The organism is Streptomyces solitudinis, assembly GCF_036323765.1.
Classification (GTDB): Bacteria; Actinomycetota; Actinomycetes; order Streptomycetales; family Streptomycetaceae; genus Streptomyces.
The window spans coordinates 48065-65537 of record NZ_JAZDCW010000007.1; the positions used below are offsets into that span (position 1 = coordinate 48065).

A 17473-nucleotide genomic window follows, 5' to 3' on the forward strand; every position below is an offset into this window, starting at 1 on the left:
TGTTGATGGGCCGCATCGGCAGTAAAGGGAGAAATGGCGCACGCCGAGCCAATAAGTTCCACCCGGTCCATCCGACACGACGGCCAGGAGTGGGAAGCCCGTGCAAAAACGCGCCGAGACCACCCGCAGATCCATTCTCGAAGCGGCAGCGCACCTCTTCGACCAGCGCGGATTCTTTGGCACGAGCATCAGCGACATCAGCGCCCTGTCCGGACGCACCAGCGGCGCGATCTATTTCCACTATACGAGCAAGGAGAACCTCGCCGCCTGCGTGGTCCGCGAGCACTTCGCCACCTGGCCCCCGCTCATCGCCCGGCACGCGCCCGCCGCGCTGCCCGCGCTGGAGGGCACCGTCCGGCTGAGCTTCGCGGTGGCGAGGGCCTTCCGCGACGACGTCGTGGCCCGTGCGGGCGCCCGGCTGTCCGCCGAGCGCAAGTCCATCGAGGCGGACCTGCCCGCGCCCTTCGTGGGGTGGATCGGCACGGTCACCGGCCTGCTGGAACGGGCCGGGGAGGAGGGGGACCTCGCTCCCGGCGCCGTCCCGGCCCGCGCCGCGCACGGCGTCGTCTCCGCGTTCTTCGGCCTGCACACCGTCGCCGACGCCCTGGACGGGCGGCAGACCATCGAGGCGCGGCTGCACGACCTGTGGCTGCTGCTCCTGCCCGCCCTCCAGGCCGACCCCGATTCCCAGGGCCTGCTGGAACGGGCGCGGCGGGGCTTCACCGAGGAGCTGCCCCGGCCCGCCGCGCCGCCCCGGACGGGAGCGGGAGCCGTCAGCCGCTGAGGACCGAGTCGTCCTCCACCCGGGCGCCGGGCAGCCGGTGCCGGGCCGCGACCAGGGCGCTGTCCACGTCCCGGGTGCCGGTGGAGACGCACAGGGTGTACGCGAGGTCCTCCATGCGCTGGCGCACCTCGGGGCTGCCCTCCTCCGCGTGCAGCGCGGCCAGGGTCTCGTACTCGGCGACGAGCTTGCTCAGAACGGCGGGGTGGGCCATCAGCACGGTGGTCTCCCTTGGTCATGCCCTACAGGTCGTTGGGGCGGGGTGGTCTGCCGTCGCTGTTACCCCGGCCTTCGCCCCGCATGCACCACCCTCCCCAACTGTCTTCACCACGCACGCATCCCCGGGGAACCGCCCCCGCACCGCGCACGCCCGACCCCGGCGGGTGAAGGACGGGAGCCGGTCAGCCGAGGATGCCGGTGCGGCCGTCGGTCTGCTCGCGGAGGATGTCGGCGTGGCCCGCGTGGCGGGCGGTCTCGCCGATCATGTGCCCGTAGATCCAGCGCAGCGACACCTCACCGAGGAGGGCGTGCCTCCCGGTGTGGTCCAGCGGCAGGTCCGCGGCCGAGCGGCGGGACAGCTCGCACGCCGCGTCGTACGCGGCGATCAGCACCTCCGGCGTCTCCCCGGGGCCGATCTCCCAGTGCGCCTCCTGCGTCGGGGGAGGCGGCGGGCCCTCGCCGAGCAGGACGTGCCGGAACCAGATGCCCTCCACCGCGGTGAGGTGCTTGACGATCCCCGACAGCGTCGTGGACGAGGGCACCAGACGGCTGCGGGCGGCCTCGTCAAGAACGCCGGCGAGCTTCGCCCGCACGATGTCCCGGTGGAAGTCGAGGAAGGCTTCGAGCACCTCGCGCTCACCGGCGGTCGTCACCCGGGCGGGAACTGGCAGATCCGTCACGGGGGCGATGCTACGGCCGCGCACGGCCGGCCCCAGGGGCGGGGGCGGTGTGAGCTGCCTTACGTTTCCGTGTGTCTCCGCCCGGAACGGGCAGGGGTGCCCGCTGAGCGGGTGTGCGTGTCTCAGGATGCGGCTCCGGGAGGCCGGACGGCGTCCGCTCGATAAAATGTGCCGACCGAGGGCCCCGGCTAAAGGGTCCGGTGAGCTGAGAAACGAGGAGCGCACGTGAGCCTAGTCGTGCAGAAGTACGGCGGCTCCTCCGTTGCCGACGCAGAGGGCATCAAGCGCGTTGCCAAGCGGATCGTCGAGGCGAAGAAGCGCGGCCACCAGGTGGTCGTCGTGGTCTCGGCGATGGGCGACACGACGGACGAGTTGATCGATCTCGCCAGCGAGGTGTCCCCGGTCACCTCCGGCCGCGAGTACGACATGCTGCTGACCGCCGGGGAGCGCATCTCCATGGCCCTGCTGGCCATGGCGATCAAATCGCTGGGCCACGAGGCGCAGTCCTTCACCGGAAGCCAGGCCGGGGTGATCACCGACTCCGTGCACAACAAGGCGCGGATCATCGACGTGACGCCCGGTCGCATCAAGACGGCCGTGGACGAGGGCAACATCGCCATCGTCGCCGGTTTCCAGGGCGTGTCCCAGGACAGCAAGGACATCACCACGCTGGGCCGCGGCGGGTCCGACACCACCGCGGTGGCGCTGGCCGCCGCGCTGGAGGCCGAGGTCTGCGAGATCTACACCGACGTCGACGGCGTCTTCACCGCCGACCCCCGGGTCGTGAAGAAGGCCCGGAAGATCGACTGGATCTCCTTCGGCGACATGCTGGAGCTGGCCAGCTCCGGCTCCAAGGTGCTGCTGCACCGGTGTGTGGAGTACGCACGCCGCTACAACATCCCGATCCACGTCCGGTCGTCCTTCTCCAGCCTGCCGGGCACGTGGGTCAGCAACGAACCGCGAGTAGGGGACGAACCGATGGAGCAGGCGCTCATCTCGGGAGTCGCGCACGACACCTCCGAGGCCAAGGTCACGATCGTCGGGGTCCCGGACAAGCCGGGTGAGGCGGCGGCCATCTTCCGCGCCATCGCGGACGCCGAGCTGAACATCGACATGGTGGTGCAGAACGTGTCGGCGGCGTCCACGGGCCTGACCGACATCTCCTTCACGCTGCCGAAGACGGACGGCAAGAAGGCGATCGAGGCGCTGGAGAAGCGCAAGGAGACGATCGGGTTCGACTCGCTGCGCTACGACGACCAGGTCGCCAAGATCTCCCTGGTCGGCGCGGGCATGAAGACGAACCCCGGCGTCACGGCGACGTTCTTCGAGGCGCTGTCCAACGCGGGCGTGAACATCGAGCTGATCTCCACCTCGGAGATCCGCATCTCGGTCGTCACCCGGCAGGACGACGTCAACGAGGCCGTGCGCGTCGTGCACACCGCCTTCGGGCTCGACAGCGACTCCGACGAGGCCGTCGTCTACGGCGGCACCGGGCGCTGACGCGAGGAACGACCGCGCCGCGCCGCACGCGGCGCGGCACCTCCGCCGGGCGGGGGCCACGGGTGATCACCCGTGGCCCCCGCCCGCGCGTGCGACCAGGGCCGATACACCCTCGCTCCTCCCCGCGTCCCTTGTGACCGCATCCGCGTCGAATGCCCCGCAGTTGTGATCAAGTTGTGGTGATCGTGACTTGATATAGACCAACGGCCTGACAGAGGATTTTGACGCGCCCATTGCAACCAGAGGCCGGGCGTCCGCGTCTTCGGGTCCGCACGCCGCGCACAGACGCCGGTGGGGGTGGGGCGGCGTGCGACGGGGCGAACGGAAAGTAGGCGGTACGCATGGGGGCGTTTCGTGCATCGTCGATCACGATGCCGGACGCGTACAACCCTGACGGGGGGAAGCGTGTCCAACAGGCGTGGCAGAGGCACTCGCAACGACGGCTGTCCTACGGCGACCCCGCACACCCGCACCACGACGGGTGGCGGCGGCCGGGGGCACGCCCGTGACAGCACACTGGCCGGTCTCCCTGGGGACGGCGGCGCGGCCCGTGCCGCACCCCGCAGAGCAGAGCGAAGCTGACGGGGGGACGGCGGCCGTGGGGACCACCGTCGACCACCTCACCGAGACCTACCGCGCCCACTACCGCTCGCTGCTCGGCCTCGCCGCGCTGCTGCTGGACGACACCGCCTCCTGCGAGGACGTCGTCCAGGAGGCGTTCATCCGCGTCCACTCCGCGCGGCGACGCGTCAAGGACCCGAACAAGACGCTGGCCTACCTGCGGCAGACCGTCGTCAACCTCTCCCGCTCCACCCTGCGCCGCCGCATCCTGGGCCTGAAACTGCTGGCCAAGCCCATGCCGGACGCCGCGAGCGCGGAGGAGGGCGCCTACGAGGCGCTGGAGCGCGACGAGCTGAAGCGGGCCCTGCGCGGGCTCCAGCGGCGTCAGCGCGAGGTGCTGGTGCTGCGATACTTCGCCGACATGACCGAAGAACAGGTGGCGCAGACGCTCGGCATATCCCGGGGCTCGGTCAAGGCATACGGATCGCGCGGCATCGCCGCGCTGCGCGTCGCGATGGGAACACCGGCATGACGACGGGCAGGAACGGACGACCGGGCGACGGGCACGATCCCGCGGACGGCCGGGAGCACGGCGCCGGACACGGCAGGCCGGGTGGGCCCGAGGGGCACGACGGGCAGGACCCCGCGGACGCCGAGGCCCTGCACCAGCTGATGCGGGACGTGGTGAGCGGCATCCAGCCCTCCCCCGACGCGCTCGACCACCTCCGGCGCGCCGTGCCCGCCCGCCGCGCCCGGCGGCGGCACACCGCGATCGGGGCCGCGGCGGCCGTGCTCGTCACCGCCGTCACCGTCCCGGCGCTGATGTCCACCGGCGTCGTCCCCGGCCCGCTCGGCGACGACGGCCGGACGAACGCCGCGCACAGCGGCCGGAACGACGGCGGCGAACCCTACGGCGGCCGGGAGGCGGCGGGCCCGGCGGGCGGCGCCGCCGACGAGGGCCCCGACGGCGGCACCGGCGGGGAGGGGACGACGTCCCCCGCCGAGCCGACCCGGGGCAGCTCCAGTTCGCCCGACGGCACGGACGCCGCGGGCGCCGCGTCACCGCGCTGCGCGCGCGACCAGCTCGGCGAGCCCGTCGTCCGGGTCGGGGAACCGCAGGAGGACGGCTCCGTCCACGGCTCGTTCCGGCTGGCCAACGTCTCCGGCGACAGCTGCCGCGTCCCCGGCGGCGACCAGCTCACCGCGACGGCGCGGGGCGCGGCCGACCCGGCCGCCGTCACCGTGCTGGAGCACACCGGGGACGGCCGGGTCACCGGGCTGCCCGGCCCCGGCACCTCGGACGAGCTGGTCCTGCGGCCGGGCGACTCCTACCAGGTGCGCTTCGCGTGGCTGCCGGACACCGCACGCGGCGCGAACGGCTGCCCGGCACCGCCCGAGGAGCCCGCTTCGGGCAGCCCGGGGCCGGGGCCGGAACCGGAGCCGGAGCCCAGCACCGGCGACGGCACGACGGGCGGCACCGGCGGCACCGAGGCGCCCGGCGACGTGGAGGGCGGCGAGGAGGCCCCCGGCGACGGCGCGACGCCCTCCGAGGCGGGCGGCATGAAGCCGCTGTCCGACTCCGGCTCGGGCACCGGCGGCAGCCGGGACGACGACGGCCGGGGCGCGGCCACCGCCGTCGTGCTGCGCTACGTCCCCGCCACCGGCGAGCCGGCCGTGCCGCCCGCCTACCTCGACGACGTCTGCGCCGGGACGGTCTACCGCACCGGTGCGCTCCCCGCCGACTGACCCGCCCCGCGCCCGTTCCGCGCCGTCTCCGCGCCGCCTCGCGGGCGGGCGCGCCGGCGGGGGCGGGTCCGGCGCACCGGCCCGGTGCCCGTACCGTTGGGGTGTGTACCGGTTCCTGCTGACCCCCCGCTGGTGGGCGCTCAACGTCTTCCTCGTGCTGTCGGTGCCGTTCTGCCTCTTCATGGGGAGCTGGCAGCTCAGCCGCTTCGAGGACCGGGTGGACAGCCACCAGGAGAACGAGCGGCTCGCCGAGCGGGCCGCCCGGCAGGAGCCCGAACCGCTGGACTCGCTGCTGCCCGTCGACCGGGAGACGTCCGGGCGGATGGCCGCCGCGCACGGCCGCTTCGACACCGGGCACCAGTTCCTCGTGCCCGACCGCACGCTGGACGACGAGCGCGGCTTCTACGTGCTGGGCCTGCTGCACACCGCCGGGGACGACGGCCGGGTGCTGCCCGTCGTACGCGGCTGGCTGCCCGGCGACCCGGACCCGGCCCGGGTGCCCGCGCCCCCGTCCGGCCAGGTGCGGGTCACCGGCGCGCTCCAGGCGTCCGAGTCCGGCGGCCCCGTCGGCCTGCCCGAGGGGCAGCTCGGCGCGATCAGCGCCGCCTCGCTCATCAACGTCGTGCCGCACCGGGTGTACGACGCCTGGATCACGGTGCAGGACGCCGAGGGGCCGCTGACGCCCGTCCCGCCCGCCGCCGCGCGGGGCAGCGGGCTGGACATGAAGGCGTTCCAGAACCTCGGCTACACCGCCGAGTGGTTCGTCTTCGCCGGTTTCGCGGTCTTCATGTGGTTCCGCTTCCTGCGCCGCGAGGTGGAGGTGGCCCGCGACGCCGCGCTCGGCCTGCCGCCCGACGACGCGGGCCCCGCCGCCGTACGGCATCCGGCCGCCCCGGAGGCTGCCGCTCCGGAGCGGGAGGCCCCGGAGCCGGCAGCACCGGAGGCGGCAGCCCCGGAGCGGGCCGGAGGCGGCGTCACGGCCGCGGCGGTTCCAGGCCCAGGTGACGCAGGGCGAACCCCAGCTCCAGAGCGACCTGCTTGATCCGCTCCTCCACCACCAGCGAGCCGTGCCCGGCGTCGTACCGGTACACCTCGTGCGGGTGGCCGCGCCGCTCCAGCGCCTCGATGTAGTTCTCCACCTGCCGGATCGGGCAGCGCGGGTCGTTGACGCCCGCCGAGACGTACACCGGCGCCCGCACCTCGTCCACGTACGTCAGCGGCGACGACGCCCGGTACCGCTCCGGCACCTCCTCGGGCGTGCCGCCCAGCAGCGTGCGGTCCAGCGCCTTGAGCGCCTCCATCTCGTCCGCGTAGGCGGTGACGTAGTCGGCCACCGGGACCGCCGCGATGCCCAGCGCCCACGCGTCCGGCTGCGTGCCCAGGCCCAGCAGCGTCAGGTAGCCGCCCCAGGAGCCGCCGGCGAGCACCAGCCGCTCCGGGTCCGCGACGCCCGACTCCACGGCCCACGCCCGCACCGCCGCGATGTCCTCCAGCTCGATGAGGCCCACCCGGTGCTTGAGCGCGTCCGTCCAGGCCCGTCCGTAGCCGGTGGAGCCCCGGTAGTTGACCCGCACGACGGCGAAGCCGTGGTCGAGCCAGGCGGCCGGCTGCGCGGCGAAGGCGTCGCTGTCGTGCCAGGTCGGGCCGCCGTGGACCTCGAAGACGGCCGGGAACGGGCCCGGCCCCTCCGGGCGCTGGACCAGGGCGTGCACCGGCCCGCCGGGGCCGTCCACCCACACGTCCTCCACCGGCAGCGAACCCGGCGCCGCCGGACCCGGCGGGTCGAGCACCACGCCGCCGCGCGTCGAACGCACGGCGGGCGGCTCGGCGGCGGAGGACCACAGGTACTCCACGCTGCCGTCCGGCCGGGCCGTCGCGCCCGACACCGTCCCCGGCGGCGTCTCGACACGGGTGAGCGTGCCGTCCGCGAGGTCGTGGCGCCACAGCTCGCTGCGGGCGTGGTGGCTGTGCACGACGAGGAGGGCACCGCCGTCCGGGTACCACTCGGCGGACACGTCCCCCGGCAGGCCGATGGCCGGTTCGCTCGTCTCGCCGGTGACCGGGTCCCAGACCATCGGCTCCCAGCGCCCGCGCCGCTGGTGGCCCACCAGCAGCCGGGTGTCCCCGGCGGCGGGCGCGAACCCGAGCACGCTCAGGCCCAGTTCCCTCGTGCCGCCCTCGGTGTCGTCCAGCTCGGCCACCGTCGTCCCGTCCGGGCGCACCACGCGCAGCGCCGCGTGCATGGCGTCGCCGTGCTCGGTGTGCTCGATGACGATCAGGCCGCCGTCGTGGCTCAGGTCGCCCACGCCCGCCGACTCGCGGTGCCGGTAGATCTCCACCGGCTCGCCGCCGGGCGGCACGACGTGCACGGTGGTGCCGTCGGTGTCGGTGGAGCTGCCGACGACGGCGGTGCCGTCACGCCCGAGCGCGAGCCCCGCGGAGTACGCGGGCGCGAGCCCCGGCACGGCCGCCTCGTCGGCGCCCGCGGGCCCGGCGAAGGGCTGCCGCATCCAGACGCCGAACTCGTCGCCGTCGGTGTCGGAGAACCACCAGATCCACTGGCCGTCCGGGCTGAGGACGCCGTCGGTGGTGCCGTTGGGCCGGTCGGTGACCTGCCGCTGCTCCCCGGTGGCCCGGTCCCAGGCGTACAGCTCGTAGGTGCCGGTCGCGTTCGACACGAACAGCGAGCGGTCGGGGGCGTCCTCGGCCCACTCCGGCAGCCCCACGCGGGGCGCCCGGAACCGCTTCTCCCAGTCCGGCATGTGCGTCGTGTCAGTCATGCCTCCATGAAACCCGATGCGCCGGTGCGCCCGGTCGGCGCCGTGGCACTCCGGCGCCTCCCCGCACGGCCCGCGCGGCCCCCGCACCGCCCCGGGCCCCTGCGGGCGGCCCGCCCGGCGCCCGCACGCCGGGCGGGCGCCGGGCGGGCCCGCGGGGTCAGTCGGAGACCTCGACCTGGATCTCCACCTCGACCGGCGCGTCGATCGGCAGGGCCGCGACGCCGACCGCGCTGCGCGCGTGCACACCGCGCTCGCCCAGCACCTCCGCGAGCAGTTCGCTCGCGCCGTTGACGACGCCCGGCTGCCCGGTGAAGTGCGGCGCGGAGGCCACGAACCCGACGACCTTCACGACGCGCACGATGCGGTCCAGGTCGCCGATCTCCGACTTGACCGCCGCCAGCGCGTTCAGCGCGCAGACCCCCGCCAGTTCCTTGGCCTGCTCGGGGGAGACCTCGCTGCCCACCTTGCCGCTCGCGGGCAGGGCGCCGTCCACCAGGGGCACCTGGCCGGAGGTGTAGACGTGGCGCCCCGACCGCACGGCGGGCACGTACGCCGCCAGCGGCGCCACCACCTCGGGCAGCCGCAGGCCCAGCTCCGCGAGCCTGGCCTCGACCCGGGAGGGGGCGCTCACGCCTTGGCCCGCTTGAGGTAGGCCACGAGCTGCTCGGGGTTGTTCGGCCCGGGTACGACCTGGACGAGCTCCCAGCCGTCCTCGCCCCAGGTGTCCAGGATCTGCTTGGTCGCGTGCACGAGGAGCGGCACGGTCGCGTATTCCCACTTCGTCATGGGGCTGAGGGTAGTAGCTCCGGCTCCCTGGTTAGGCTCGCAGGGTGAGCAGGCTGCATGTGGTCACCGGCAAGGGCGGCACCGGCAAGACGACGGTCGCCGCCGCACTCGCGCTCGCGCTGGCCACGGCCGGACGGCGCACGCTCCTCGTGGAGGTGGAGGGGCGGCAGGGGATCGCCCAGGTCTTCGAGACCGAGGCGCTGCCCTACGAGGAGCGCAGGATCGCCGTCGCGCCCGGCGGGGGAGAGGTGCACGCGCTGGCCATCGACGCCGAACGGGCGCTCCTGGACTACCTCCAGATGTTCTACAAGCTGGGCGGCGCGGGCCGCGCGCTGGCGCGCATCGGCGCCATCGACTTCGCCACGACGATCGCGCCCGGCGTGCGGGACGTGCTGCTGACCGGCAAGGCGTGCGAGGCCGTGCGCCGCAGGGACCGCTCCGGCGCCTTCGCCTACGACGCCGTCGTCATGGACGCGCCGCCCACCGGGCGCATCACCCGGTTCCTCAACGTCAACGACGAGGTGGCCGGGCTCGCCCGGGTCGGCCCCGTGTACAACCAGGCCCAGGCGGTGATGCGGGTCCTCAAGTCCCCGGAGACGGCCGTGCACGTGGTGACGCTGCTGGAGGAGATGCCGGTGCAGGAGACGGTGGACGGCGTCGCCGAACTGCGGGCCGCCGGCCTGCCGGTGGGAGCGGCGGTCGTCAACCTCGTCCGTCCCGCCGTGCTGGCCGAGGACGCCGTCCGGGCCGCCGAGGGCCTGCGCGGCGAGCTGGCCGGGCAGCTCGCCGCCGCCGGGCTCGGCGGGGCGCGGCGCGGCGGCAAGGCCCAGCGGCTCGTCGGCCCGCTGCTGGAGCAGGCGCGCGAGCACACCGGGCGCCTCGCCCTGGAGCACGAGCGGCGCGCCGAGGTCGCCGCGCTGGAGCTGCCCACCTGGGAGCTGCCCCTGCTGTGGGACGGCGTGGACCTGGCCGGGCTCTACGAACTGGCCCGCGCCCTGCGCGCCCAGGGGGCCGACCGTGAAGGAGCCGCCGCGTGAACCGGACCGGGGAGCAGGCCGCGTGGCAGGCCGTGCCCGTCCTCCGGACGGACCCGCTGCTGGACGACCCGGCCACGCGCATCGTCGTGTGCTGCGGCGCGGGCGGCGTGGGCAAGACGACGTCGGCGGCGGCGCTCGGGGTGCGCGCCGCCGAGCGCGGACGCCGGGTGGTCGTGCTGACCATCGACCCGGCCCGGCGGCTGGCCCAGTCGATGGGCCTGACCGAGCTGGACAACACCCCGCGCCGGGTGCCGGGCGTCGACACGGCGGCGGGCGGCTCGCTGGACGCCATGATGCTCGACATGAAGCGGACCTTCGACGAGATCGTGGAGGCCCACGCGGACGCGGAGCGGGCCCGCGCGATCCTGTCCAACCCCTTCTACCAGTCGCTGTCGGCCGGGTTCGCGGGCACGCAGGAGTACATGGCGATGGAGAAGCTCGGGCAGCTCAGCGCCCGGGACGAGTGGGACCTGGTCATCGTCGACACCCCGCCCAGCCGTTCGGCCCTGGACTTCCTGGACGCCCCGGCCCGTCTCGGCTCGTTCCTCGACGGCCGGTTCATCCGGCTGCTGGCCGCGCCCGCGAAGGCCGGGGGCCGGGCGGGGATGCGGATGTTCAGCCTCGGCATGACGGGCGTCTCGATGGTCACCGGTGCGCTGGGCAAGCTGCTGGGCACCGGCATGCTGCGCGACGTGCAGACGTTCGTCGCCGCCATGGACACGATGTTCGGCGGCTTCCGTACCCGGGCGGACGCCACCTACCGGCTGCTCCAGGACCCGGGCACGGCGTTCCTCGTCGTGGCCGCGCCCGAGCGGGACGCGCTGCGGGAGGCGGCGTACTTCGTGGAGCGGCTGGCGGCCGACCGCATGCCGCTGGCCGGTCTCGTGCTGAACCGGGTGCACGGCAGCGAGGCCGCGCAGCTCGGCGCGGAGCGGGCGCTGGCGGCGGCGGAGGCGCTGGAGGAACCGGAGCACGAGGCGGTGCCGGAGGACGAGCCGAGGCCGGAGGACGGGACGGAGCCGGAGCACGACGCGGGGGCGGCCGGGGACGGCGGTGGTCCGGAGGGGACGCGTTCCCCCGTGCCGGAGGCGGCGGCGCTCGCCGCCGGGCTGCTGCGGCTGCACGCGGAACGGATGCGGGTGATCGCCCGCGAGTGCCGGGTGCGGGACCGGTTCGCCGCGCTGCACCCCGAGGTACCGGTGGCCGAGGTGCCCGCGCTGCCCGGCGACGTCCACGACCTCGGCGGGCTGCGCGACGTCGGGGAACGGCTCGCCGTGCAGCCGCGTGCGGCCGGGGCCGGTCAGCCGGCGGCGACCGGCACGGCGGCGGACACCTCCGGGGGGACGTCGGCGTAGCCGCCCCCGAAGGACTCGTACTCCTCCCGGGCCGTCTCCAGGAGGCGGCGCCACGAGGTGACGGTGGGGCGCCTGCGCAGCAGCGCCCGGCGTTCCCGCTCGGTCATGCCGCCCCACACGCCGAACTCCACGCGGTTGTCCAGGGCGTCGGCCAGGCACTCGGTGCGTACCGGGCAGCCGGTGCACACCGCCTTGGCCCGGTTCTGGGCCGCTCCCTGTACGAACAGTTCATCCGGATCAGTCGTACGGCAGGCGGCCTGCGTACTCCAGTCGGTTGCCCAGCTGCTCATGCTGGTGCCGTCCTCTCCCGAAATTCGAGGCTCCCCCACGGCGAAAGAAGCGGCATATGCGCCGTCGCCGGTTGAGGACGTTACGGAAGGCGAGCAGACGGCAACACCCCCGACCGGCCCAATCTTGAATGGTCCGAACGGACTATGCGTGCGCGGGGCATCACCCAACGGAGTGACGCCACGTCGGGCCGCTGTCCGGCGGTGGACGCGGTCAGTCGGTTGGCATATTCCGCCATTTCGGGACGGTCCTCATCACCTACAAGAGTGACATTCCCGGCGTTACGGGCGGCTCAGGTAGCGGTACTGTAACCGAATGCCTGCCCGGATGTGCGGTTTTTGCCCAACATGTGTTCGGCTCCCCCGCCTTCGCCCCCCAGTTGAACCACCGCACGCCAGGGTGAATCCGGCACGCCGTCCGGGGCTCGGGCCAGGCGAACGGGCGGGCTACCCTGGCGCCTATGGCAAACAAACGCTCGGGCGGTGGGCTCTCCGCGACGCAGCAGGCGGCCAAGTTCCTCGGCGTCAGCGTGCTCGCCGGCGCCGTGATGGCCGGGCTGGCGCTCCCGGCCGCCGGAATCATGGGCCTGGCGGCGAAGGAGACGGCTGAGGGCTTCGAGGAACTGCCCATCGACCTCAAGCGTCCCCCGCTGAGCCAGAAGACGCAGATCCTCGACGCCGAGGGCGGGCTGATCGCCGACGTCTACTCGCGCAACCGCGTCGTCGTCCCGCTCGACGCGGTGTCCCCGTGGATGCGCAAGGCGATCGTGGCCATCGAGGACGCCCGCTTCTACGAGCACGGCGCCGTCGACCCCAAGGGCGTGCTGCGGGCGCTGAACCGCAACGCCCAGGAGGGCGAGATCACCCAGGGCGCGTCCACGCTCACCCAGCAGTACGTCAAGAACGTCTTCGTGGAGGAGGCGGGCAACGAGGAGGAGGCGTTCGAGTACGCCACCCGCCAGACGTACGGGCGCAAGATCATGGAGCTGAAGTACGCGATCGCGCTGGAGCAGGAGCTGACCAAGGACCAGATCCTGGAGAACTACCTCAACATCACGTACTTCTCCCAGCAGGCGTACGGCGTCGAGGCCGCCGCCCAGCGCTACTTCTCCAAGTCCGCGAAGGACCTGCAACTGCACGAGGCCGCCGTCCTCGCGGGGATCGTGCAGTCGCCCTACGCCTACGACCCGGTCGAGCGGCCCGAGTCCGCGACGAAGCGGCGCAACATCGTCCTGGACCGGATGGCCGACGTCGGCGACATCACCGAGCAGCAGGCCGAGGCGGCCCAGAAGAAGCCGCTCGGGCTGAAGGTGAACAGCGCCCGCGAGGGCTGCATCACGGCCACGATGAAGGCGGGCTTCTTCTGCGACTACGTCGAGAAGGCGTTCCTGGCCAACCCGGCGTTCGGCAAGACCGACAAGGAGCGCCGGGCCCGCTGGGACCACGGCGGCCTGACCATCCGCACCACGCTCTCGCCCCAGGCCCAGCAGGCCGCCACCGACGCGGCCGTCAGCAAGGTGAACGAGGACGACAAGGTGGCGGCCGCCGTCGTCTCCGTCGAGCCGGGCACCGGCCGGATCACGGCGATGGCCCAGTCCCGCCCGTACGGGACGGTGGCCGACGAGCACCAGACGATGATCAACCTCTCCGTCGACAGCCCCATGGGCGGCTCCACCTACGGCTTCCAGGTCGGCTCCACGTTCAAGCCGATCGTCGCCGCCGCCGCCCTGGAGAAGGGCGTCAGCCCGGCCGAGACGTTCACCAGCGACCACACGCACACCTTCCAGGAGAAGGACTTCCTCACCTGCGACGGCACCCCGTACGGCGACAAGCCGTACGAGGTGCCGAACGAGCTGAAGAGCGAGACCGGCACCTGGGACATGACCAGCGCGCTCGGCAAGTCCATCAACACCTACTCGGTGGACCTGCTGAGCAAGACGGGCCTGTGCGCCACGGCCAAGATGGCCAAGGACATGGGCGTCCGGCTCGGCACGGGCAAGCCGCTGAAGGTCGTGCCGTCCATGGCGCTCGGCTCGCTGGAGAGCAGCCCGCTCACGATGGCCGCCGCCTACGCCACCTTCGGCGCCCGGGGCGTCTACTGCGAGCCCATGGCGATCGAGTCGGTCACCGACGCGGAGGGCAAGAAGCTCAAGCCCGCCGGGCCGAACTGCGAGCGCGCGATGTCCGAGAAGACCGCCGACACCGTCAACCAGATCCTGGAAGGCGTCGTCGAGGACGGCACCGGCACCTCGGCGGGGCTGTCGGACCGGCCCAACGCGGGCAAGACCGGCACCACCGACGGCCGCAAGCAGGCGTGGTTCGTCGGCTACACCCCGGACCTCTCCACGGCCGTGTGGGTCGGCGGCGACGGCTCGGTGCAGCCCAAGATGTTCGACATCACCATCGGCGGCACCTACTACGCGAAGGTCTGCGGCGGCTGCCTGCCCGGACCGATCTGGCGCGAGGCGATGACCGGCGCGCTGCAGGGCGTCGAGGGCACGCCGTTCAACGAGGTGGACGTGCCGCGCGGCCGGGACGAGGAAGGCGAGGGCGACGGCGACGGCGGTGACTCCGACGGCGGCGGTGACTCGGGTGACGGCGGCGGGAACGGCGGCGACCGGGACGACGGCCGTCCCGGCGGCGACCGCCCGGCCGGGCGGCCCGAGTTCCCCGGCTTCGACTGGAACCCGGCGGCTGGCGGCGCCTCCGACGGCGGGAACGAGGCGGGCGGCCCCGGCGGCGGCCCCTCCGGCCCCGGTGACTGGTTCGGCGACGGCGGCGGCACCGACGGACCCGGCGGCGAACCGGGCTTCCCGCCACCCGCCGGATAGCCGCCTGGCGTTCCCGGGCCCGGCCGCCCCGGCCTTCGGGCCAGGCGGCCGGACGCGGCGGACGAGCACGTGACGAAGGGGCGCCCCCGCCGGGGGCGCCCCTTCGCCGCGTCGTGGACCGGACCGCTGGCGGGCCGGACGACCGTCAGCCGCCGGTCAGCGCGCGCTTCACCGCGGCCGCCACCCGTCCGCCCTCCGCGCGGCCCGCGACCTTCGGGCCCACCGCCTTCATGACGGCGCCCATCGCCTTCGGCCCCTCGGCGCCCGTCTCCGCGACGGCCTCGGCGACGAGGGCCCGAAGCTCCGCGTCACCGAGCTGCGCGGGCAGGTAGGCAGCGATTACCTCGCCCTCGTCCCGCTCCTTGCGGGCCTGCTCCGCACGGCCGCCCTGCTCGAAGGCTTCGGCGGCCTCCCGGCGCTTCTTCGCCTCGCGCGCCAGCACCTTCGTCACCTCGTCGTCGGACAGCTCGCGGGCGCTCTTGCCCGAGACCTCCTCCTTGGTGATCTCGGTGAGGGCCATCCGGAGGGTGGCGGAGCGCAGCGCGTCGCGTTCCTTCATCGCTGCGGTCAGGTCGTCCTGGAGCCGGGCCTTGAGCGTGGTCATGGCGTCAGTCTGCCAGCAACGCGGCCCCGGCCGCGCGCCCGTCGCGGGCCGGAGGGCTCCGGTAGGGTGGCGGCTCCAGCAGTGGACGGAAGCCGGGAGGTGAGACCCATTACCGCTGTGCCAGGCCGGGTGCTCCCGCCCCGTGGTGGTGTGGCCGCCGCCGTGTAGGCGGCCGTGAGGGTGCCCTTCGTCGTGTCGGAAGGTCCCCATGAGCGTGTCCCCCTCCCCCGCCTCCCCCTCGTGTTCCCCTCCCTCTTCCCCCTCCGCTCCCTCGTCCGCCGTATCCCGCGGTGCGGGCGCGGCGCTCGTCGTTCCCCGGCTGCGGGCCGCCGGGTGCGTGTTCGCCGAGGACGAGGCGCGGCTGCTGGCCGCCGCCGCGCGGGACGCCGCCGAGCTGGACGCCCTCGTGGAACGGCGCGTCGCCGGGCTGCCGCTGGAGCACGTCGTCGGCTGGGCCGAGTTCTGCGGACTGCGGATCGCCGTGGACACCGGGGTGTTCGTGCCCCGGCGCCGCACCGAGTTCCTGGTGCGCCGGGCCGCGGAACTGGCCGCGCCGGGGGACGTGGTCGTGGACCTGTGCTGCGGCTCCGGAGCGGTGGGCGCGGCCGTCGCGGCGGCCGCGGGACCGGTCGCGCTGTACGCCTGCGACGTGGAACCCGCGGCGGTGCGCTGCGCCCGCCGCAACGTCGCCGGGCACGGCGGACGCGTCTTCCGGGGCGATCTGTACGAGCCGCTGCCCGACGCGCTGCGCGGGCGGGTCCGGGTGCTGCTGGCCAACGCGCCCTACGTGCCGACGGACGCGCTCGGGCTGCTGCCCGCCGAGGCGCGGGTCCACGAACCCCGGGTGGCGCTGGACGGCGGCGCGGACGGGCTGGACGTGCAGCGGCGGGTGATCGCCGACGCCCGGCACTGGCTCGCGCCGGGCGGGTGCCTGCTGGTGGAGACGGGCGAGCGGCAGGCCGCGCGGACGGCGGCGGCCTTCGCCCGGCACGGCCTCGTCCCCCGGGTGGCGGCCGACCCCGGCCTGGAGGCCACCGTCGTCACCGGCAGGCGCGCGGCCCGTTGAGCAGCACGTCCCGCCGCCCCGGAGCCGGTCGGGGCGGCGGGACGCGCCGGCCGGGGGCCGGCGGGGAAGGACCGGCCCGGGGACGCGGGGCGCGGCTCACCCGGCGGGGATGCCGAGCCCCTTGGCCAGCACGGGCCAGGACGTGCGGAACTCGCGCTCCCAGTGGTGCCAGCCGTGCAGGCTGCCCCGGTACATGTGCTCCGTGACGTCGATGCCCAGGCGGTCCAGCCGGGCGACGAACGCCTCGGAGGTGGTGCGGGTGGCGATCTCCAGCGCGTCGACGCCCTGCTCGGGCGGGTCTCCCGGGCCGGGCAGCCCGTTGCCGTTGGAGACGTACAGGGCCACGTCGTTCAGCCCGCCCGCCTGGTCGTAGGGGTTGTTGGCGCTCCAGCGGCTGCGGAACAGCCACTTGTCGCCCCAGAGCCCGAGCGGGTTGCTGCCCTCCCGGACGAGGATGCCGGTGACCACCGTGAAGATGCCCGGCATCGTGGTGTGCAGCAGGCCGCTGTAGGAGGCGGCGGCGCCGAACACGCCGTCGTGCAGGGCCGCGTACTTCATCGCGCCGAAGCCGCCCAGGGAGATCCCGGCCACCGCGCGGTCCTCGCCCGCGCGGTACTCCTCCAGGAGCCCGGTCAGCTCCTCGGTGTGGAACGTCTCCCAGCCGGGCCCGCCGAGGCCGAAGTTCCACCAGTCCGAGTAGAACCCCGCCTGACCGCCGCTGGGCAGGACGGTGATGACGTCCTTGTCGGCGAGGAAGCCCTCGACGTCGGTGTACTGGGTCCAGGACCGGTACTCGGCCTCGTCCGGGCCGTGCAGCAGGAACAGCGCCGGCCAGGTGCGGTCGGCGTCCCGGGACCAGCCCTCGGGCAGCAGCAGCCGCACGTGTGCCTCGAAGCCGAGCGCGGGGGAGTCGACGGTGAGGTCCAGGACGCGGTCGCTCACCCGCCGCTCCTCGACGACCTCGATGCCGCCGGTGTCCGTTCCGCCGTCGCCGGGGTCCCACGGCCAGGCCGGGACGGCTGCGGTGGCCGGGCTCGCGGTGGCGGTCGCGGTCAGCGCCGCGAGGGTGGTGAGCAGGACGGCCGTGCGCCTCCGGCCGGGGGAGCGCCGCGGACGGCCGCGTCCGGCCCGGAACGGGCTGAGTGCCTGAAGTGACCTCATGGGCTGCGCCTTCTCGCATCGCGGGTGGGCTATGAAAGGGGGTGCGCTTCCAAGCCGGGTGGGCTTCGAAGGGGGTGCT

General features: G+C 74.2%; 17 protein-coding genes. 9 read left to right on the forward strand and 8 right to left on the reverse strand.

What is annotated here, in order from left to right; genetic code table 11:
• The first annotated feature begins 100 nt into the window (after window positions 1–100).
• Complete coding sequence (locus tag V1J52_RS18850) at window positions 101–784, forward strand: ScbR family autoregulator-binding transcription factor (protein WP_330141056.1); 684 nt, start codon at window positions 101–103, stop codon at window positions 782–784.
• Here V1J52_RS18850 and V1J52_RS18855 read toward each other — a convergent pair.
• Window positions 774–1001: a DUF5133 domain-containing protein gene (locus V1J52_RS18855; protein ID WP_330141057.1), complete on the reverse strand. Its 228-nt coding sequence runs from the start codon at window positions 999–1001 to the stop codon at window positions 774–776. The two genes, V1J52_RS18850 and V1J52_RS18855, sit on opposite strands and share 11 nt — an antisense overlap.
• A 181-nt stretch (window positions 1002–1182) precedes the next feature.
• The gene (locus tag V1J52_RS18860) at window positions 1183–1680 is read right to left on the reverse strand and encodes a DinB family protein (RefSeq protein WP_330141058.1); all 498 of its coding nucleotides are present in this window, start codon (window positions 1678–1680) and stop codon (window positions 1183–1185) included.
• A gap of 225 nt (window positions 1681–1905) precedes the next feature.
• On the opposite strand from V1J52_RS18860, the gene V1J52_RS18865 reads away from it, so the two are divergent.
• The 4 genes from V1J52_RS18865 (at window position 1906) to V1J52_RS18880 (ending at window position 6529) form a co-directional block, all read left to right on the forward strand.
• Complete coding sequence (locus V1J52_RS18865; RefSeq protein ID WP_330141059.1) at window positions 1906–3180, forward strand: aspartate kinase; 1275 nt, start codon at window positions 1906–1908, stop codon at window positions 3178–3180.
• Window positions 3181–3598: 418 nt separating this feature from the next.
• Window positions 3599–4273 carry a SigE family RNA polymerase sigma factor gene (locus V1J52_RS18870; RefSeq protein ID WP_443075866.1) on the forward strand — a complete coding sequence of 225 codons (675 nt, stop codon included), beginning with the start codon at window positions 3599–3601 and terminating at the stop codon, window positions 4271–4273.
• Entirely contained in the window at window positions 4270–5487 is a 1218-nt protein-coding gene (locus V1J52_RS18875; RefSeq protein ID WP_330141060.1) for a hypothetical protein, read from the forward strand. The genes V1J52_RS18870 and V1J52_RS18875 overlap by 4 nt, the downstream gene beginning before the upstream one ends.
• A 103-nt stretch (window positions 5488–5590) precedes the next feature.
• Complete coding sequence (locus V1J52_RS18880; RefSeq protein ID WP_330141061.1) at window positions 5591–6529, forward strand: SURF1 family protein; 939 nt, start codon at window positions 5591–5593, stop codon at window positions 6527–6529.
• Here V1J52_RS18880 and V1J52_RS18885 read toward each other — a convergent pair.
• The 3 genes from V1J52_RS18885 to sp36 all read right to left on the reverse strand — a co-directional run bounded on the left by V1J52_RS18885 (window position 6462) and on the right by sp36 (window position 9053).
• Window positions 6462–8267, reverse strand: coding sequence for a S9 family peptidase (locus V1J52_RS18885; protein ID WP_330141062.1), 1806 nt, complete (start codon window positions 8265–8267; stop codon window positions 6462–6464). The two genes, V1J52_RS18880 and V1J52_RS18885, sit on opposite strands and share 68 nt — an antisense overlap.
• Before the next feature lie 157 nt (window positions 8268–8424).
• The gene (locus tag V1J52_RS18890) at window positions 8425–8898 is read right to left on the reverse strand and encodes a RidA family protein (RefSeq protein WP_330141063.1); all 474 of its coding nucleotides are present in this window, start codon (window positions 8896–8898) and stop codon (window positions 8425–8427) included.
• Window positions 8895–9053 carry a Sp36 family protein gene (gene sp36, locus V1J52_RS18895; protein ID WP_020129281.1) on the reverse strand — a complete coding sequence of 53 codons (159 nt, stop codon included), beginning with the start codon at window positions 9051–9053 and terminating at the stop codon, window positions 8895–8897. The genes V1J52_RS18890 and sp36 overlap by 4 nt, the downstream gene beginning before the upstream one ends.
• A gap of 44 nt (window positions 9054–9097) precedes the next feature.
• On the opposite strand from sp36, the gene bagA reads away from it, so the two are divergent.
• Entirely contained in the window at window positions 9098–10090 is a 993-nt protein-coding gene (gene bagA / locus V1J52_RS18900) for an ATPase BagA (RefSeq protein ID WP_330141065.1), read from the forward strand.
• The gene (gene bagB, locus V1J52_RS18905) at window positions 10087–11445 is read left to right on the forward strand and encodes an ATPase BagB (protein ID WP_330141066.1); all 1359 of its coding nucleotides are present in this window, start codon (window positions 10087–10089) and stop codon (window positions 11443–11445) included. The genes bagA and bagB overlap by 4 nt, the downstream gene beginning before the upstream one ends.
• Here bagB and V1J52_RS18910 read toward each other — a convergent pair.
• On the reverse strand, window positions 11391–11735 hold the full coding sequence (locus tag V1J52_RS18910; RefSeq protein WP_330141067.1) for a WhiB family transcriptional regulator: 345 nt from the start codon (window positions 11733–11735) through the stop codon (window positions 11391–11393). The two genes, bagB and V1J52_RS18910, sit on opposite strands and share 55 nt — an antisense overlap.
• Window positions 11736–12193: 458 nt before the next feature.
• On the opposite strand from V1J52_RS18910, the gene V1J52_RS18915 reads away from it, so the two are divergent.
• On the forward strand, window positions 12194–14563 hold the full coding sequence (locus V1J52_RS18915) for a transglycosylase domain-containing protein (protein WP_330141068.1): 2370 nt from the start codon (window positions 12194–12196) through the stop codon (window positions 14561–14563).
• A gap of 145 nt (window positions 14564–14708) precedes the next feature.
• Here the strand turns inward: V1J52_RS18915 and V1J52_RS18920 are convergent, their stop codons facing one another.
• Entirely contained in the window at window positions 14709–15167 is a 459-nt protein-coding gene (locus V1J52_RS18920; protein WP_330141069.1) for a GatB/YqeY domain-containing protein, read from the reverse strand.
• A gap of 208 nt (window positions 15168–15375) precedes the next feature.
• Here V1J52_RS18920 and V1J52_RS18925 point away from each other — a divergent pair, with 208 nt between their 5' ends.
• Complete coding sequence (locus tag V1J52_RS18925; RefSeq protein ID WP_443075867.1) at window positions 15376–16233, forward strand: putative protein N(5)-glutamine methyltransferase; 858 nt, start codon at window positions 15376–15378, stop codon at window positions 16231–16233.
• Between the two features lie 96 nt (window positions 16234–16329).
• Here V1J52_RS18925 and V1J52_RS18930 read toward each other — a convergent pair whose 3' ends face one another.
• Window positions 16330–17394 carry an alpha/beta hydrolase gene (locus tag V1J52_RS18930; protein WP_330141070.1) on the reverse strand — a complete coding sequence of 355 codons (1065 nt, stop codon included), beginning with the start codon at window positions 17392–17394 and terminating at the stop codon, window positions 16330–16332.
• Between the last annotated feature and the right edge of the window lie 79 nt (window positions 17395–17473).

What these genes read in the sequence shown, in the direction of transcription:
- V1J52_RS18875 (WP_330141060.1), top strand. Translation starts at nt 4,270, where the DNA reads ATGACGACGGGCAGGAACGGACGACCGGGCGACGGGCACGATCCCGCG.
- V1J52_RS18885 (WP_330141062.1), bottom strand. Translation starts at nt 8,267, where the DNA reads ATGACTGACACGACGCACATGCCGGACTGGGAGAAGCGGTTCCGGGCG.
- sp36 (WP_020129281.1), bottom strand. Translation starts at nt 9,053, where the DNA reads ATGACGAAGTGGGAATACGCGACCGTGCCGCTCCTCGTGCACGCGACC.
- V1J52_RS18910 (WP_330141067.1), bottom strand. Translation starts at nt 11,735, where the DNA reads ATGAGCAGCTGGGCAACCGACTGGAGTACGCAGGCCGCCTGCCGTACG.
- V1J52_RS18915 (WP_330141068.1), top strand. Translation starts at nt 12,194, where the DNA reads ATGGCAAACAAACGCTCGGGCGGTGGGCTCTCCGCGACGCAGCAGGCG.
- V1J52_RS18920 (WP_330141069.1), bottom strand. Translation starts at nt 15,167, where the DNA reads ATGACCACGCTCAAGGCCCGGCTCCAGGACGACCTGACCGCAGCGATG.
- V1J52_RS18925 (WP_443075867.1), top strand. Translation starts at nt 15,376, where the DNA reads ATGAGCGTGTCCCCCTCCCCCGCCTCCCCCTCGTGTTCCCCTCCCTCT.
- V1J52_RS18930 (WP_330141070.1), bottom strand. Translation starts at nt 17,394, where the DNA reads ATGAGGTCACTTCAGGCACTCAGCCCGTTCCGGGCCGGACGCGGCCGT.